General features: G+C 41.5%; 17 protein-coding genes. 7 read left to right on the forward strand and 10 right to left on the reverse strand.

What is annotated here, in order from left to right:
• The first annotated feature begins 173 nt into the window (after positions 1–173).
• On the forward strand, positions 174–758 hold the full coding sequence (locus ACQYAD_RS06285; protein ID WP_430236420.1) for a YhcN/YlaJ family sporulation lipoprotein: 585 nt from the start codon (positions 174–176) through the stop codon (positions 756–758).
• 18 nt (positions 759–776) lie between these two features.
• Here the strand turns inward: ACQYAD_RS06285 and ACQYAD_RS06290 are convergent, their stop codons facing one another.
• Positions 777–1,232: a pyridoxamine 5'-phosphate oxidase family protein gene (locus ACQYAD_RS06290; protein ID WP_430236421.1), complete on the reverse strand. Its 456-nt coding sequence runs from the start codon at positions 1,230–1,232 to the stop codon at positions 777–779.
• Between the two features lie 124 nt (positions 1,233–1,356).
• Between ACQYAD_RS06290 and ACQYAD_RS06295 the strand changes: the two genes are divergently transcribed.
• The gene (locus ACQYAD_RS06295; protein WP_430236423.1) at positions 1,357–1,557 is read left to right on the forward strand and encodes a YlaI family protein; all 201 of its coding nucleotides are present in this window, start codon (positions 1,357–1,359) and stop codon (positions 1,555–1,557) included.
• 1,142 nt (positions 1,558–2,699) lie between these two features.
• Here ACQYAD_RS06295 and ACQYAD_RS06300 read toward each other — a convergent pair.
• The 3 genes from ACQYAD_RS06300 to typA form a co-directional block, all read right to left on the reverse strand.
• Complete coding sequence (locus ACQYAD_RS06300; RefSeq protein WP_430236425.1) at positions 2,700–2,993, reverse strand: hypothetical protein; 294 nt, start codon at positions 2,991–2,993, stop codon at positions 2,700–2,702.
• Positions 2,994–3,317, reverse strand: a complete 324-nt coding sequence (locus ACQYAD_RS06305; RefSeq protein WP_430236427.1) for a YlaH-like family protein — start codon at positions 3,315–3,317, stop codon at positions 2,994–2,996. It abuts the gene before it with no gap.
• A 112-nt stretch (positions 3,318–3,429) separates the two neighbouring features.
• Complete coding sequence (gene typA, locus ACQYAD_RS06310; protein WP_430236429.1) at positions 3,430–5,268, reverse strand: translational GTPase TypA; 1,839 nt, start codon at positions 5,266–5,268, stop codon at positions 3,430–3,432.
• Positions 5,269–5,469: 201 nt separating this feature from the next.
• On the opposite strand from typA, the gene ACQYAD_RS06315 reads away from it, so the two are divergent.
• Complete coding sequence (locus tag ACQYAD_RS06315) at positions 5,470–5,655, forward strand: YlaF family protein (RefSeq protein ID WP_430236431.1); 186 nt, start codon at positions 5,470–5,472, stop codon at positions 5,653–5,655.
• A 1,056-nt stretch (positions 5,656–6,711) separates the two neighbouring features.
• Here ACQYAD_RS06315 and ACQYAD_RS06320 read toward each other — a convergent pair.
• Together ACQYAD_RS06320 and ACQYAD_RS06325 are read right to left on the reverse strand one after the other, a co-directional pair.
• Complete coding sequence (locus ACQYAD_RS06320) at positions 6,712–7,509, reverse strand: inositol monophosphatase family protein (RefSeq protein WP_430236433.1); 798 nt, start codon at positions 7,507–7,509, stop codon at positions 6,712–6,714.
• A gap of 248 nt (positions 7,510–7,757) precedes the next feature.
• Positions 7,758–7,955 carry a hypothetical protein gene (locus tag ACQYAD_RS06325; RefSeq protein ID WP_430236435.1) on the reverse strand — a complete coding sequence of 66 codons (198 nt, stop codon included), beginning with the start codon at positions 7,953–7,955 and terminating at the stop codon, positions 7,758–7,760.
• A gap of 267 nt (positions 7,956–8,222) precedes the next feature.
• Between ACQYAD_RS06325 and ACQYAD_RS06330 the strand changes: the two genes are divergently transcribed.
• Positions 8,223–8,846, forward strand: coding sequence for a YktB family protein (locus tag ACQYAD_RS06330; protein ID WP_430236437.1), 624 nt, complete (start codon positions 8,223–8,225; stop codon positions 8,844–8,846).
• Between the two features lie 70 nt (positions 8,847–8,916).
• Here ACQYAD_RS06330 and ACQYAD_RS06335 read toward each other — a convergent pair whose 3' ends face one another.
• The gene (locus ACQYAD_RS06335; RefSeq protein ID WP_430236439.1) at positions 8,917–9,189 is read right to left on the reverse strand and encodes a UPF0223 family protein; all 273 of its coding nucleotides are present in this window, start codon (positions 9,187–9,189) and stop codon (positions 8,917–8,919) included.
• A gap of 67 nt (positions 9,190–9,256) precedes the next feature.
• Positions 9,257–10,216 (reverse strand): NAD(P)H-dependent flavin oxidoreductase, encoded by a 960-nt coding sequence (locus tag ACQYAD_RS06340; protein ID WP_430236441.1) that lies wholly within the window; start codon positions 10,214–10,216, stop codon positions 9,257–9,259.
• A gap of 380 nt (positions 10,217–10,596) precedes the next feature.
• Between ACQYAD_RS06340 and ACQYAD_RS06345 the strand changes: the two genes are divergently transcribed.
• Both ACQYAD_RS06345 and ACQYAD_RS06350 read left to right on the forward strand, forming a co-directional pair.
• Complete coding sequence (locus ACQYAD_RS06345; protein ID WP_430236443.1) at positions 10,597–11,832, forward strand: IS110 family transposase; 1,236 nt, start codon at positions 10,597–10,599, stop codon at positions 11,830–11,832.
• A 349-nt stretch (positions 11,833–12,181) separates the two neighbouring features.
• Entirely contained in the window at positions 12,182–13,654 is a 1,473-nt protein-coding gene (locus tag ACQYAD_RS06350; protein ID WP_430236445.1) for an aminotransferase class I/II-fold pyridoxal phosphate-dependent enzyme, read from the forward strand.
• 35 nt (positions 13,655–13,689) lie between these two features.
• Here the strand turns inward: ACQYAD_RS06350 and ACQYAD_RS06355 are convergent, their stop codons facing one another.
• Together ACQYAD_RS06355 and ACQYAD_RS06360 are read right to left on the reverse strand one after the other, a co-directional pair.
• On the reverse strand, positions 13,690–13,830 hold the full coding sequence (locus ACQYAD_RS06355; protein WP_430236447.1) for a GapA-binding peptide SR1P: 141 nt from the start codon (positions 13,828–13,830) through the stop codon (positions 13,690–13,692).
• Between the two features lie 185 nt (positions 13,831–14,015).
• Positions 14,016–14,315 carry a DUF3055 domain-containing protein gene (locus ACQYAD_RS06360; RefSeq protein ID WP_430236449.1) on the reverse strand — a complete coding sequence of 100 codons (300 nt, stop codon included), beginning with the start codon at positions 14,313–14,315 and terminating at the stop codon, positions 14,016–14,018.
• A gap of 160 nt (positions 14,316–14,475) precedes the next feature.
• Here ACQYAD_RS06360 and ACQYAD_RS06365 point away from each other — a divergent pair, with 160 nt between their 5' ends.
• Positions 14,476–14,898, forward strand: a complete 423-nt coding sequence (locus tag ACQYAD_RS06365) for a DUF1885 family protein (protein ID WP_430236451.1) — start codon at positions 14,476–14,478, stop codon at positions 14,896–14,898.
• The last annotated feature ends 68 nt before the right edge of the window (positions 14,899–14,966 follow it).

A 14,966-nucleotide genomic window follows, 5' to 3' on the forward strand; every position in this document is an offset into this window, starting at 1 on the left:
GGGTAAATATTTCTGAACCGACGCGTGATTGCCTAAACCTTGGTAAAATATATGTTTATCCGAATAAAGATAGAAGAAATTCCGCACAATATTTGTGAGATAAAGAACAACTGGTCTTTATTTTTTAATCGATAAGTGCATCTATGGATCAGTTTAAAAAGAGGTGGATTGAAATGAAAAAAGCATTGATTGCAATTGCTCTTTTTTCACTATTAGCAGCCTGCAACCAAACGAAAAATACCGGGCAAAGCAGCCATCCGCAATCGGTGAATGTCAAGAACAGTACAATACAGGAAGTGGATCGAAAAACGGGTCAGGAGATTTCGAAACACTTGGTTGAGCTTGCTACAAGCGTGCCAAATGTTCATGATGCAACAGCAGTGGTTTTAGGAAGATATGCCATCGTTGGCATTGATGTAAATTCAAAAATTGATCGTTCTCAGGTGGGTACAATCAAATATTCGGTTGCTGAGAGCTTAAAGAAAGATCCATATGGAGCAAACGCCATTGTAGTAGCCGATCCCGACACCACTCAGCGCTTGAAGGAAATCGGGACAGAAATAAAGAAAGGAAAGCCTGTGCAGGGAATTATGAACGAACTTTCTGATATTGCAGGACGCTTAATGCCCGAAATACCAGGCGACATCATCACGCCGAATCCTAAGAGCGGACCCGAGGATCAGAAGAAAAAGCTATCGCCAAACGAAAAGCAGAACTTGGAAAACAAACAAGAAAAGGAATCCAACTTTCGAAAATAAAAGCCTAGCCCTAAGCGGCTAAGCTTTTTTCATTGCTTCCATGACCTGGTTATCCAATTTAGCAGCGGCAGCTTTATCGTAGGTTTTGTCATACTGCGGGACAGCGGTTATTTTTGAACCGTAAAACATCACGTCGCGCACTTCATTGATTTTCAATTCCACGAGTGCAAGCTTCAACGGAACATCATTTAACCGTTCTTGTTTGATACCAGCCACCCCTTGGATCGAATATGTAGATTCATTTGCTATTAGGTTTATAACGGCTAATTGGTTCTGTTTTAAATTTTGAATGATTCGCGAACGCTGATCGACAGCAAAATAGATCGTATTTTCGTCTTTCGCAAGAACCCAGGAAATTGCACTAACATTCGGCCCGCCTGCTTCGAAATCAACCGTTGCAATCGTGACGAACCTCTCCTTCTGAAGCTCGTCAAATAAAGGTTTGATCAATTTTTTTTCCACTTCATTCGCCATATTACCAACCCTTTCTTTGGCTAATTAAAATTGAAAATTTGATTATACGGTTTCATTATCTTATCATTTCCCGGCATGATATACTAGTAGTAAGCTTTAAAGATTCGAGTTGAGGTGTGTGAAAATGCGAGTAAAATGTGTAATTTGTGACAAGATTGAAGTAATAGATGATGAAACCTTGCAGGCAAAGCGGCTGCGGAACCGGCCAATCCATACGTACATGTGTCAAATCTGCACTAACCGAATTGCTGAAAAAACAAAAGCGCATTTGGATTCCGGAAACTTTCGGCTATACCGCCCCAAATCCGAAAATGACGAATGGTAATGCGATAAGAAAAACCGCCCGTCCCTTTTTAGTTTGGTTCTGACAACTAGTCTGTTGATTTCCGCTCCAGGTGCACGCTTTCCGGGGGGCGTTCGCCGAGCCTCCTCGTCGCAAGCTCCTGCGGGGTCTCGCCTGTAACGCTAATCCCCCAGGAGTCGGCACCTTCCGCTCCAATCAACTGGGTGCCATAAACGAATGAACCCTAGGATTCAAGCAATCTTATGCTAGAGGACATCAGATAGTTCTCTACACCATGTACTCCTTTGCGGAACACTTCTTTTCTTATTCGCATTGGCTTTGGCAATGATGAAATACGCAATTATCCCTTGTACTCTTAGTCATATAGGCACTTTCAAACAGACCATCGGGTCTTTACCAGTTCGGTCCTTTATTCCTTAGCTCCTAATGCACTTTCGAAACTCGTCATTTGATAACTGTACTAATAAGAAGAAAGGCGTCTGCCGTGCTTACAAAGGTGACGACGGCTATAACCCTATTTTTGCATATCTTATGTTGGTCAAGAAACCCTAAAGACTGAGGAAGCTCCGTTGAAAAAAGTGTTTCGCAGAAGAAGTAAGACCGTTATACAAAATCGTGCAGCATGACATATTTAAATCGTTGAAGTGTGGAAAACATAGACCTCATTTAAGCCATTTACGCAAGGTATTTCTCACATTTAAATCCATGCATGTGAATAGCTGAAAAGACCTGATACATGCCTATTTGGCAATCCCAAAAATATATTATCGTAGAAATTTGATAAAGAATCACTATCATTTTACTTATGGTTGATTCCGCTCACTTTGTGGATTGGAGCGGAAGGCGGCGAAGACTCCAGCGGGAGTACGGGGCAGGGGGAGACCCCGCAGGCGCGAAAAGCGCCGAGGAGGCTCCCCGGCACGCCCGCGGAAAGCGAAGCCGCCTGGAGCGGAACTCAAACAGGCAACCACGAAACACCTTACTTATGGAATAAATTCCTTGCATGTATACTTTTCATGCCACAGATTCCTGATTTTGGTCAAAAAAGACTCGTTTCAGAATATTAGATTCCATGTCTTACTCTTCCGGCAATCGCAAAAAAGGCCAACATATAAATTCTGATTTTATAACACCCCCTCATGTATGCACGAGGGGGGCTTGTGTTAGTCTTCTATTGGATAATTGACATATTTTTCGGGTTCGGAGTTGATTTGATTGAGCATTATTTCAATCAATTCAACCGGAAACCGGGTTTTTTTGCTTTTATTTTTTTGGGTATATGAGACATAATACATTGTCTCATCTTTTGTCACTTCAATATCGGACAGGCCATGATCGCCGTAAAGCATCCCTTCAAAAAGGTCTTTTGTCTCCTTGGCAGCAGTGTCATCCGGGCGAGCATCACTTACGATCTTAATTGTAAGCCAGTTATAAAGAGCATCTTGTACGGATTGCACTTAAATCCCCTCCTTTTCGCCTTCTGTTTGCTGTTTTTTCGCCTGGCGCAAACGGATTTTATAAATAATCAGAATCAGCGCGGCCACAACAAGCCCTTCGGCAACCGGTAAAAAAACAGCGAAAAAAGTTAAGATTGTGCAGCCGATGACGAGAAAAAAATAGACAATTGCTGATTTCCCCAATGGTAACTTTTTCGCAAATCCCAGTTTATAAACGATTACAGCAAGAATAACAATCGTTATATACAGAAGCCACATGCCAACCTTCGGCTGTTCATTGACTTTATACAGCGCAGCAAAAAACGAAAGGCGATTCCCAACCATACTTTAGTTCCCCCCAAAGAATGAATGCGGCTTGCACCAGTGAGAAAAGAGGTGTTTTTGCATCATCCTGCTGCTGGTAGTTCTACTGATGCCAAAGCAATGAGCAAACCGTTTAGCTTAATTCCGCATATTTTTTCTTTCTTGCTAATTTTTCCCGTTCATTTTTGTCGAGAATTTTTTTGCGGAGACGGACCGACATTGGCGTAACCTCACAATACTCATCATCATTCAAATATTCCAATGATTCTTCCAATGTCATGATCCGCGGCTTTTTAATAACAGCTGTCTGGTCTTTTGTTGCCGAGCGGACGTTTGTCGCCTGTTTCACTTTTGTAACATTGACAGCAAGATCGTTTTCACGAGTGTGCTCTCCAACAATCATTCCTTCGTAAATCTCTGTACCCGGTTCAACAAAAATGGTGCCGCGGTCTTCTACTTGCATAATTCCGTACGTCGAAGCTTTCCCTGTCTCCATCGACACGAGAACCCCTTGGCGTCTGCCGCCCACTTGTCCTTGAAGCATTGGCTGATAACTGTCAAATGTATGGTTAATAATACCATAGCCACGTGTTAATGTCATAAATTCCGTTGTATACCCAATCAAGCCGCGAGCCGGGACATTAAAGATCAGCCGAACTTGGCCAGCACCATTGTTGACCATGTCTAGAAGTTCGCCTTTACGCGCGCCAATCGATTCCATAATTGCACCCGTATGCTCCTCAGGGACATCGATTTGAACCCGCTCTACCGGTTCACAGCGAACGCCGTCAATTTCTTTTACAATGACTTCCGGCTTTGATACTTGAAGCTCAAACCCTTCACGGCGCATATTTTCAATTAAAATTGATAAGTGAAGTTCGCCGCGTCCGGATACAACCCAGGCATCTGGAGAATCCGTATTTTCAACCCGCAAGCTAACATCGGTATGCAATTGTGCCCGAAGTCTTTCTTCAATTTTCCTTGCTGTTAAATATTTGCCCTCTCTGCCAGCAAATGGGCTATTGTTTACCAGGAAGGTCATTTGCAGTGTTGGTTCATCGATTCGTAATACTGGCAATGCTTCTTGATATTCGATCGGGCAAACCGTCTCGCCGACATTAATATCTTCCATTCCGGAGACAGCGATTAAATCGCCGGCAAACGCTTCATTGACTTCCTCACGTTTTAATCCAAAGAAGCCGAAGATTTTCGTAACGCGGAAAGACTTAACGGATCCGTCTAGTTTCATAAGGGCAACCTGTTGTCCAACCTTCATTGAACCGCGGAAAACACGCCCAATCCCGATTCTGCCGACATAGTCGTTGTAATCAAGAAGCGCTACTTGAAATTGCAGCGGCTCTTCACGATTGTCAATTGGCGCCGGAATATGCTCAATGATGGCATCGAATAATGACTGCATGTTCTCTTCTTGATGATCCGGATCCTTGCTCGCTGTTCCATTAATGGCCGAAGCATAAACAACCGGAAATTCCAGCTGATCTTCATTTGCACCAAGTTCAATAAATAGGTCGAGAACTTCATCAACAACTTCTGCCGGACGGGCAAAATCGCGGTCAATTTTGTTGACGACAACAATTGGTGTCAAATTTTGTTCCAATGCTTTCTTCAAAACAAACCGAGTTTGTGGCATGCAACCTTCATACGCATCCACGACAAGCAATACACCGTCAACCATTTTCATGATCCGTTCGACTTCTCCGCCAAAATCAGCGTGTCCAGGTGTATCAAGTATATTGATTCGTTTATTTTTGTATTGTATTGCTGTATTTTTCGCTAAAATGGTAATTCCACGTTCTCTTTCCAGATCATTTGAGTCCATTGCACGTTCTTCAATGTGTTCATTTGAACGAAAGATTCCGGACTGTTTCAACAATTGGTCAACCAAAGTCGTTTTTCCATGGTCAACGTGGGCAATAATCGCGATATTGCGGACATCTTCTCTATATTTCAAAAAATTTCACTCCTACCTTTATTCATAAAAATAAATGCTATTTCTAGTTTCTCATTCACAACTCAAACATTATACCACATTTATTGTAGAAACCTAAAAGCATTTTATTGTACAATGTTTAGTATAAGGAATCAAGGCTGTTTACGGCAGAAAAAATGAACAAAAAAAGAATTTTGCAAGCGTTGACAAGGGGGGATAAAAGTGAAGCAGATCAAATGGGTTTTTCTTGTTTATTCGATAATAACAGCAGCAAGCATTATGGGGATTGGCATTGCAATTGCCGAAAAAAGCATCATCGGTACGCTTGGCTGTATAGCCGCTGTGGTGTTGATCATGGGGCTCGGATTTAAAACAAAGCGAAAAATGCGCGAAAACGGTGCTTTATAAGAAAAACCGGGCAAAAACCGCCCGGTCCTTTTTAGTTTGGCTGATAAACGGAGTCTGTTGATTTCCACTCCAGGCACTCGCTTTCCGGGGGGCGTTCCGGTGAAGCCAGTAGTGACCGGTTTGGCCTGAAAAATGGGAGAAGCGGGCATTAGGGAAGCTAGTAATGACCGGTTTGGCCTAAAAAATAGGAGGATCGGGCATTACGGGAGCTAGTAATGACCGCTTAGGCCTGAAAAATAGGAACATTGGGCATTAGAGAAGCTAGTAATGACCGGTTTACCCTAAAAAATTGGTGAATCGGGCATTAGGGAAGCTAGTAATGACCGGTTTGGCCTGAAAAATGGGAGAAGCGGGCATTACGGGAGCTAGTAATGACCGGTTTGGCCTAAAAAATTGGAGAAGCGGGCATTACGGGAGCTAGTAATGACCGGTTTACCCTAAAAAATTGGAGAAGCGGGCATTACGGGAGCTAGTAATGACCGGTTTGGCCTGAAAAATGGGAGAAGCAGGCATTACGGGAGCTAGTAATGACCGCTTAGGCCTGAAAAATTGGAACATTGGGCATTACGGGAGCTAGTAATGACCGATTAGACCTGAAAAATAGGAACATTGGGCATTAGAGGAGCTAGTAATGACCGGTTTACCCTAAAAAATTATAAGAAAAACCGGGCAAAAGCCGCCGCCCGTCCCTTTTTAGTTTGGCCGTTATGGAATAAATTCCTTGCATGTATACTTTTCATGTCACAGATTCATGATTTTGGTCAAAAAGATTCGTTTCAGAATATTGGAATCCATGTCTTACTCTTCAGGCAATCGTTAAAAAGGGGCAACATATAAATTCTGATATTATAAAGAAAACTCGCCGATTGGCGAGCCTTTAGCGAAGACAGAGGCGTAGTTGAATTTATCACGCTCGTATACCTGCAACATCCTGTGGCACTCGCCTGACTAGGACGTCCTGTCCATCGTCCGTTCAGAATTTATCCATATAAATTAGCTAAAATAACAGAGAGCGGGCACAAGTTTCAGCCGGCTCTCTTTTTTTTAGGAACAAACTTACCATTTTCCATCTTTTAGGTATTTTTTTAAAATTGTTTCGTGAAGTCCAGGTTTTGCGGCAAAAACAGAATCCTTTGAAAGAAAATCCAATTTTCCGCCTCTTAAGTTGGTTACCACTCCCCCCAATTCCTCAACAATCAAGGCGCCACCGGCATAATCCCATGGCGCAAGCCTTAAGGAGATATACGCATCGACCCTGCCAGTTGCGACATAAATCAGTTCAAGGGCGGCGGTTCCATATGATCTTGTCCCTCTGGCATCCCTTACAAGTGGAATCATCAGGTTGTGGTCAATTCGTTTATTTTCAACTACCCACGTCGCATTAAGGGCAATGATTGCCTCTTCCATCTTAGCTTCCTTCAGCATTGGCAAGCGTTTGCCATTTAGAAAGGCTCCCTTGCCCTTTATGGCATGGTACAGTTCATTGTGAACAACATCATACACATATCCGATTTTTCCGATTCCGTCTTCATACACACCAAGGGAAATTGCAAAATTGCGTTGCTGATGAATAAAGTTCATTGTCCCATCAATGGGATCGAGCATCCAGACAATCCCTTTCTGCTCCTTGATCTCGTCGCCATACCCTTCTTCGCCCAAAATTTGATGATCTGGGTAGGTTTTTTTAATTTGAGTGATAAAAAATTGTTCAATTTCTTTATCCATGTTTGTCACTAAATCATTCGGATTCGATTTTGTTTGTACATTCAATGTTTTGTCAAAAGAAGAGCGAATTCGATTCCCCGCTTCCTCGGTCCATTGCTTTGCATGACGGTCAATCCTTTCCCAATCCATCCTATACCCTCCCGTAAACCATTCTTTGAATTCCCTATGTATCCCGGCAAATAGTAAAAAGTGATATTCTAAGCTTAGTAAAAAATGATGATATCATCAACTTTTAGCTTTCCCTTGCTTGACGATTTTACCAAAAAATAATAAACGAACCCCCCTTTCTTATTAGGAGTTCGTTTCAAGTCGAACGATCGTGAATTGTAATTTGCTCCATTCTCCAGCTCTTCCCTTACGTAAATCTCACGGTTTTTTTAAAGAGCTTTTAAACGCAACAGTTCCTGACGAATTCTTTCTAACTTTTGTTTGCATTCCTTCATTTTATCATTATTTTTTTCCGTCATCGCTTCAAATAATGTCGCCAATTCATAATCCATTTCCAGTCTCAAAACGGCGGTTCTTTCCATTTCACTCGTCTTTCTTCGAGAAGCAGTATTCATGACTTGTCTCATAAGGATTAGACACTCCCTTCAAAGCAATCTGGTTTTTCGAATATTTTTACTATTATAGTATGAGCAGCATTCATATGTTGCAACAAATTTGTGCGAATACCTATATACGGCTGTTAGGCTCGATGTTTTCCGTTCAACGGCTGTTATGCTAAAATAATGGACAAGAATAGGCATGTCATTTGTGCTCCGCTGCTAAATGATTCGTTGCTTTTTTTTACCCGAAATAAGCTGCGCTAAACGTAAGATATACGGAAAGGACGGTTTACATTGGAGTTTAAAGGATTTACGAAAACAGATTTTGATACCTTTCAAATCGCTGGGTTGGATGAACGGATGGAGGCCATCCGCGAAAGAATCCAGCCAAAATTCCAAACTATTGGCCAAGGGTTGACAAACGATTTATCCGTACGGATTGGGAATGAAATGTTTTTGCATATTGCAAAGCATGCAAGAAGAACCGTCAATCCGCCGAAAGATACCTGGCTGGCCATTGCTCATAATAAACGGGGATACAAACAGCATCCGCATTTCCAAGTTGGTGTGTTTGATGATCATGTCTTTGTTTGGCTTGCCTTCATTTATGAGTTGCCAAGGAAAGCAGAGATTGCCGCTAATTTTCTTGCCCATTTTGATGAGGTGGTGAAACTGATTCCAGAAAATTTTGTTATTTCCCTCGACCATATGAAAAAGGATGCGGATTCTGTTGCAAATATGGGGAAAGATGGATTGCGGAGTGCACTTGAACGCTTTCGAGATGTGAAAAAAGCGGAATTTCTTGTCGGCCGCCATATAGCAAAAGACAATCCATTGCTAAAAAACGGTCCAGCATTTGTCGATTTTGTTAAGGAAACATTCGAAACACTTGTACCATTGTACTTGATGGCTTTTTGAATTAATTTGGACAAAGTTTAGATTTCGGAGTTCAAAAAGTTAAAGGCGTCCAAAATCGGGCGCCTGTTTTTCATTTCAGCAGGATTTTCTCATCAGCTGCCGCTTCTTTTGCTTTTTTAACTGCACGATAAGCTGAATAACCACTGATTTCTTCAAACTCGCCGCATAGTTTCTTTTCTTCCGCTTTGCTTGGGACAACTTCTTTAAACCGGCGATACGCGGACATGAGCGTTTCCCGCCGGATCCCCTTTTCATATGCTGATTCAATCGCTTCAAAAAAGTGGATCACATCAACGATTTCCTCAGTTGTCCAACTGTAATCAATCGGATATTGGTATTCCATCTCGTTCACCTGCTTTTGTTTGATACAACAACCAATTTACCGTTAAATCATGGCAAACGCAAGAAGGTCAGTTCCCCCAGTTTGACCGGATCCGCTCAGCATCCGTTATCATCCGGGAGATTAATTCTGCCACCGTAGGAACATCGTTGATTAACCCCATCACCTGGCCAGCCCAGGCAAAACCTTCATCCTCTATCCCATCCTGAATAAATCGTTTATTTGCCTCCCCGCTAATGAATGAACGAAGATCCTCATAAGTGCCGCCATTCTTCTCAATTTCAAGAATTTTTTCTGTCCAGCGGCCTGCGATTGCCCTGGCTGGTGCACCGAGTGACCGCTTGACGACAACGGTATCGGTTTCATTCCCGTTAATCAGTTTCTTTTTATAGGCATCACATGCATGGACGCATTCTTTTGTTGCAATGAACCTTGTCCCCATCTCAATTCCGTCAGCACCTAAACTAAGAGCCGCCATTAGTCCCCGGCCATCCCCTATGCCTCCTGAAGCAATTACTGGTATGGAAACGGCGTCGACAACTTTCGGAATGAGTACGACGGTTCCAACATCATCCCTCCCTAAATGGCCGCCTCCTTCCTGGCCGACAACCATAACGGCATCTGCTCCTAATTCTTCTGCCTTTATCGCCTGTCTTTTGGCAGCAACCAGAACAAGCTTCTTCGCTTTCGTTCCTTTCAATTGTTCAAAAATGGGTGCCGGATTTCCCCCTGTCATGATAATTACCGGAACCTCTTCTTCAATTGCAATTTCAAGAAAATCTTGAAATGATCTGCCATGCTGACCGATGGCAAAATTAACCCCAAACGGATTAACGGTCATCGATTTTACTTTCTGTATTTCCTTTCGAAGCAGCTCGGGCTCATCAAGCGACATGGCTGTTATTTGACCAAGCCCGCCGGCATTTGAAACGGCGGCCGCAAGCTCTGAATAGGCGAGATGGGCAAGCCCTCCTTGAATAATTGGATAGCGAATCCCAAGCAATTTCGTCACCCTTGTTTCCCAGTTCATTCGTTCTCCCCCTCGTATATTATGTTTAGGCCCTTTTTTAAGAGCCCATAATTTCCTACTTTTCCTGTAATAATTCATTCAAATCTCTTGGGTGTCCCGAGATATTTCTAGATAATGAGATTAGGATCATTTGGGACAATTCTTTTTCCCCCTGTGGGCTTAACCACATTTTAAGACTGTTTCTCAGTGTACGTGCGGTGCTTCCTACTCGCAGGCTGTTCTCCCTGAATCTCGAACCTAGAGGATAGTAGCTCTAGGGCGGCTTTCGAATCAGGGCAAGTTCTGATACACGAGGTTGCTGGTCGGCGTTCACACTAGAGATATCTCAGGGCATCCAAGAAAAACACCAATGATTCTAATTTGAAAGGAGGGGACAACCCATGAAATTATTTGTTGGTTTAGATATTAGTTCTTTTGATATTAAAGTTTGTATTTTGGACGATGAAGGAGAAAAGCTTACATCCTTTACCGTCTCTAACGATCTTCCAGGCGCCATGCAACTGCGAGATCATATTCTAGATTGCACCATGAACAAAAATGTTCAAGCATTAAAAATTGGATTAGAATCTACGTCCGTTTATAGTTTTCACCCATCCATGTTTTTGCATAATGATGAATCACTAAAGAGCCTTGGTGCCAAGGTTTTTGTCATGAATCCCAAACAGATTGCCAATTTTAAGAAAAGCTATTCGGATATGGATAAGACAGATGAGATTGATGCTTTTGTGATAGCTGACTATCTTCGTTTTGGGCGTAATTCCATGTCCGTGGTAAAGGAAGAACAGTATATTGCCTTACAACAATTGACTCGTTCTCGTTACCAACTCATCCATCAAGTGACTAAAGAGAAACAACATTTCTTACAACACTTGAATTTTAAATGTAATACCTTTTCTCAAGAGGTGGATTCATCCGTTTTTGGGAACGCCATGATGGAAATGTTCTCAGAAAAGTTCAGCCTAGATGAACTAGCACAAATGCCGTTAGAAGATTTGGCCGGTTTTCTTCAGGAAAAAGGAAAAAACCGTTTCAATGACGCAGAATGTGTAGCGAAATCCATCCAAAAGGCCGTACGTTCTTCGTATCGCTTAGATAAGGTAGTCGAAGATTCAATCGACGTTCTCCTTGGTACATCCATTGAAGTGATTAGAACACTTCAAAAACAAGTAAAGGAGATTGAAAAGGCAATCGAACGCATTATGGCTGGCTTAGAAGAGACTCAGACTCTTCAATCCATCCCTGGTGTTGGACCTGTATTCACAGCTGGTATTATCGCTGAGATCGGTCAAATTGACCGTTTTGAAGATGAAACGAAAATAGCCAAATATGCAGGTCTGTACTGGCGAAAACACCAATCTGGACGTTTTACTGCGGATGATACTTCCCTTTCACGCAACGGAAATCAATACCTAAGATATTACTTAGTTGAAGCCGCCAACTCAGTAAGAAGGCACATTCCCGAGTATCAAGAATACTACGCGAAGAAATACAAAGAAGTACCGAAACATCAGCACAAAAGAGCACTCGTTCTAACCGCAAGAAAATTTGTGCGTTTGGTCGATGCGCTACTACGCAATCACCAAATTTACACGCCGAAAAGGAGCGTAAATATATGACGCATATGCGCTAATAAATCCTTTTGCTAATTCCAGTAAATCCCAAAATTTTACTGGTTTAGTTTAGTGCTGCCTTTTTTCAGATATTTGATCCTTGATAACCAAATAACTAATTATTTTGTGCTTGACATATTACCGCAGGACTTATTAGAATGTTGTATTTAGTAATTTCGGTTTTAAAGCGTAAGAATCCTTTTAAAAACAAAAACTAATTGCAATCAAAACCAAAAGGGTAAAATCAAACGATTTTCTATGCACAAAGGCGGAATAATGCTATAATTTCATTTGTTTGTTTTATGGTTTAACTAAATAATTACGCGATTATCTAGTAAAGAGGTGTTACAAAACATTGTCTCAATATAACACACCGTTATTCAGCGGTTTACGTGAACATGCAAAAAAAAATCCTGTACAATTCCATATTCCGGGACATAAAAAAGGTGCTGGCATTGATCCGGAATTCAGAGAGTTTATTGGCGACAACGCCCTCTCAATCGATCTTATTAATATTGGACCGCTTGATGACCTTCACCAGCCAAAAGGGATGATCAAACAAGCACAAATCCTTGCTGCTGAAGCTTTCGGAGCGGATCATACTTTTTTTTCCGTTCAAGGGACGAGCGGAGCCATTATGGCAATGGTTATGGCAGTTTGCGGGCCGGATGATAAAATCATTGTTCCAAGAAATGTGCATAAATCGGTCATGTCAGCGATTGTCTTTTCCGGAGCCATCCCTGTATTCATTCATCCAGAGATTGATGAACAGCTCGGAATTTCGCACGGAATTACAACAGATGCCGTTGAAAAAGCCCTGGCTCAACACCCGGATGCCAAAGCAGTCCTTGTGATTAATCCAACCTACTTTGGCATTTCCGCAGATTTAAAGAAAATCGTGGAAATTTCTCACGCCCACGGCATACCTGTTTTAGTAGATGAAGCCCATGGTGTTCACATTCATTTTCATGAAAAACTGCCGCTGTCCGCAATGCAGGCAGGAGCCGATATGGCAGCAACAAGCGTTCACAAGCTTGGCGGTTCAATGACCCAAAGTTCCATTCTTAACGTCCGTGAAGGCCTTGTTTCCGCCAAACATGTGCAATCTATCTTAAGCATGCTGACAACAACCTCTACTTCCTATTTGCTGCTTGCTTCTTTGGATGTTGCCAGAAAACGCCTGGCGACAGAAGGCAGGGAGCTGATTGACAAAACGATTCAACTCGCGCAGTCCATTCGGGAGCGCATTAACCAACTTGATCATCTATACTGTGTCGGTGAAGAAATTCTTGGTTCAAAAGCAACTTTTGATTATGATCCAACAAAATTAATTATCTCTGTGAAAGATTTAGGCCTGACAGGGTATGATGTAGAAAAATGGCTAAGAGAAAAATACAATATTGAAGTTGAATTATCCGATCTTTACAACATTCTTTGCATTATTACTTTTGGTGATACGGAAACGGAAGGAGATTTGCTCGTTAAAGCTCTAAAAGACCTGGCCGATGAATGCGAACATCGAAGCGAAAAAGTTGAGCCGCTAAAAGTACTTTTACCAGACATCCCTGTTTTAGCTCTTACACCGCGCGATGCTTTTTACGCTGAAACAGAAATCATTCCGTTTGAGGAATCAGAAGGAAGAATTATTGCCGAGTTTGTGATGGTCTATCCGCCGGGAATACCAATTTTTATACCGGGAGAAATCATTACAAAAGAAAACTTGCATTATATTCGGGAAAATCTTGAAGCCGGACTACCTGTCCAAGGACCAGAAGACGATGAATTAAAAACCATCCATGTTATTAAAGAATACAAAGCCATTAGATAAAAAACAGGATCCGAAAATGGATCCTGTTGTTTTAATTAGACTGCTTTTGTTGTATTTTTATCCCCTTCTTGACTCTGGCAGTGGTGACAGCTGCATTTTGAGTAAAGAACTGTGACTTTTTCATCTTCAAAATGATCAATCGTAGAGTTGCAAGCCTGGCATACAATTGTACCCATCTTTTCATTCCCCTTTTCTTCGTAAATGATCATACTTTTGGAAACGCTTTATTCATCTCTAACTCTATAATAATATAACACATTTAATTTATCAACAGAAAATTGTATAACATTATTATTAAAAATTACTTCTTATCAACAGTATAAAAAGCAGACCCCGAAGGACCTGCTTTTTTCCATTTCTTTTATTCGTATTGGGTGACAAATGGGATGGACGGAAGGGTTTCACGGAAAAATTCTGCTAAATCAGCTGCTTGATACTTTTCCCTAATTCGGAATACATTCTGTAAGTGGTCTAAATCTTCAATATCCTTAGGATCGAGGAGTGTTGAACGGCCTGTTTGCATGCAGACAACAAGTGGTTTGCCGAAAAACATGCTTGTGTAAACAATTCCAAAATCATAGCGAGTGTCATCTGTTGTAAATCCCACAAATCTTACCTTGACGTTTTCATGCTCATCATACAACTTTTCGAATAAGTCCATCGGGGCGCCTCCTTTTTATTGGAATATTTAGAACTTTATTATAACCTTTTTTAATAAAAATAACAATTAGCAAAGCATTTGTTCAGATAGTTGTCATATTTCTTTTTTCAATGCTAGAATAAGAGTGTAAAAGATATCGGATCCGTAAGGGGGAAATGAAATGGCGGAGTCGGCCTACATTAAGCTTGTTCCTTCATCTTCAAAACAAGTCGTTACACTTGACGAAGTAAAAGATTTTTTTCATTATTACAAGGACATTACAGAGAAAACAGGTGATCAAGTAAATTGGAATTATGAAGCCTCTTCCTTCCCGTATGAAATCAAATATCCAGAAAAAGGAAAAGATGATTGGTTTTATTTATCGGCGACAAGCGACCGTTACAACACTATTTTAATTGGCGTTGATCAGGAAGAGACAGAGGACGGATCAGCGACTACGTATATTCAGGTTACGTTACCTGAAGAATCTACATATGGCGACAAAGGGAAAGCAAATGAATTTTGCAAGTTTCTTGCCAAAAAATTGCAAGGAGAACTCCACCTCTTCAACGGAAGAATTATGTATTATTACCCGCGAAAATAATTAGCTAAAAAAGCTCCGTTTCGGGGCTTTTTTGATTAAAAATATTTTGTTGGTAATGGTTAGAAAAA

The organism is Neobacillus sp. SM06 (assembly GCF_050496765.1).
Taxonomy (GTDB): Bacteria; Bacillota; Bacilli; order Bacillales; family Cytobacillaceae; genus JAEVLT01.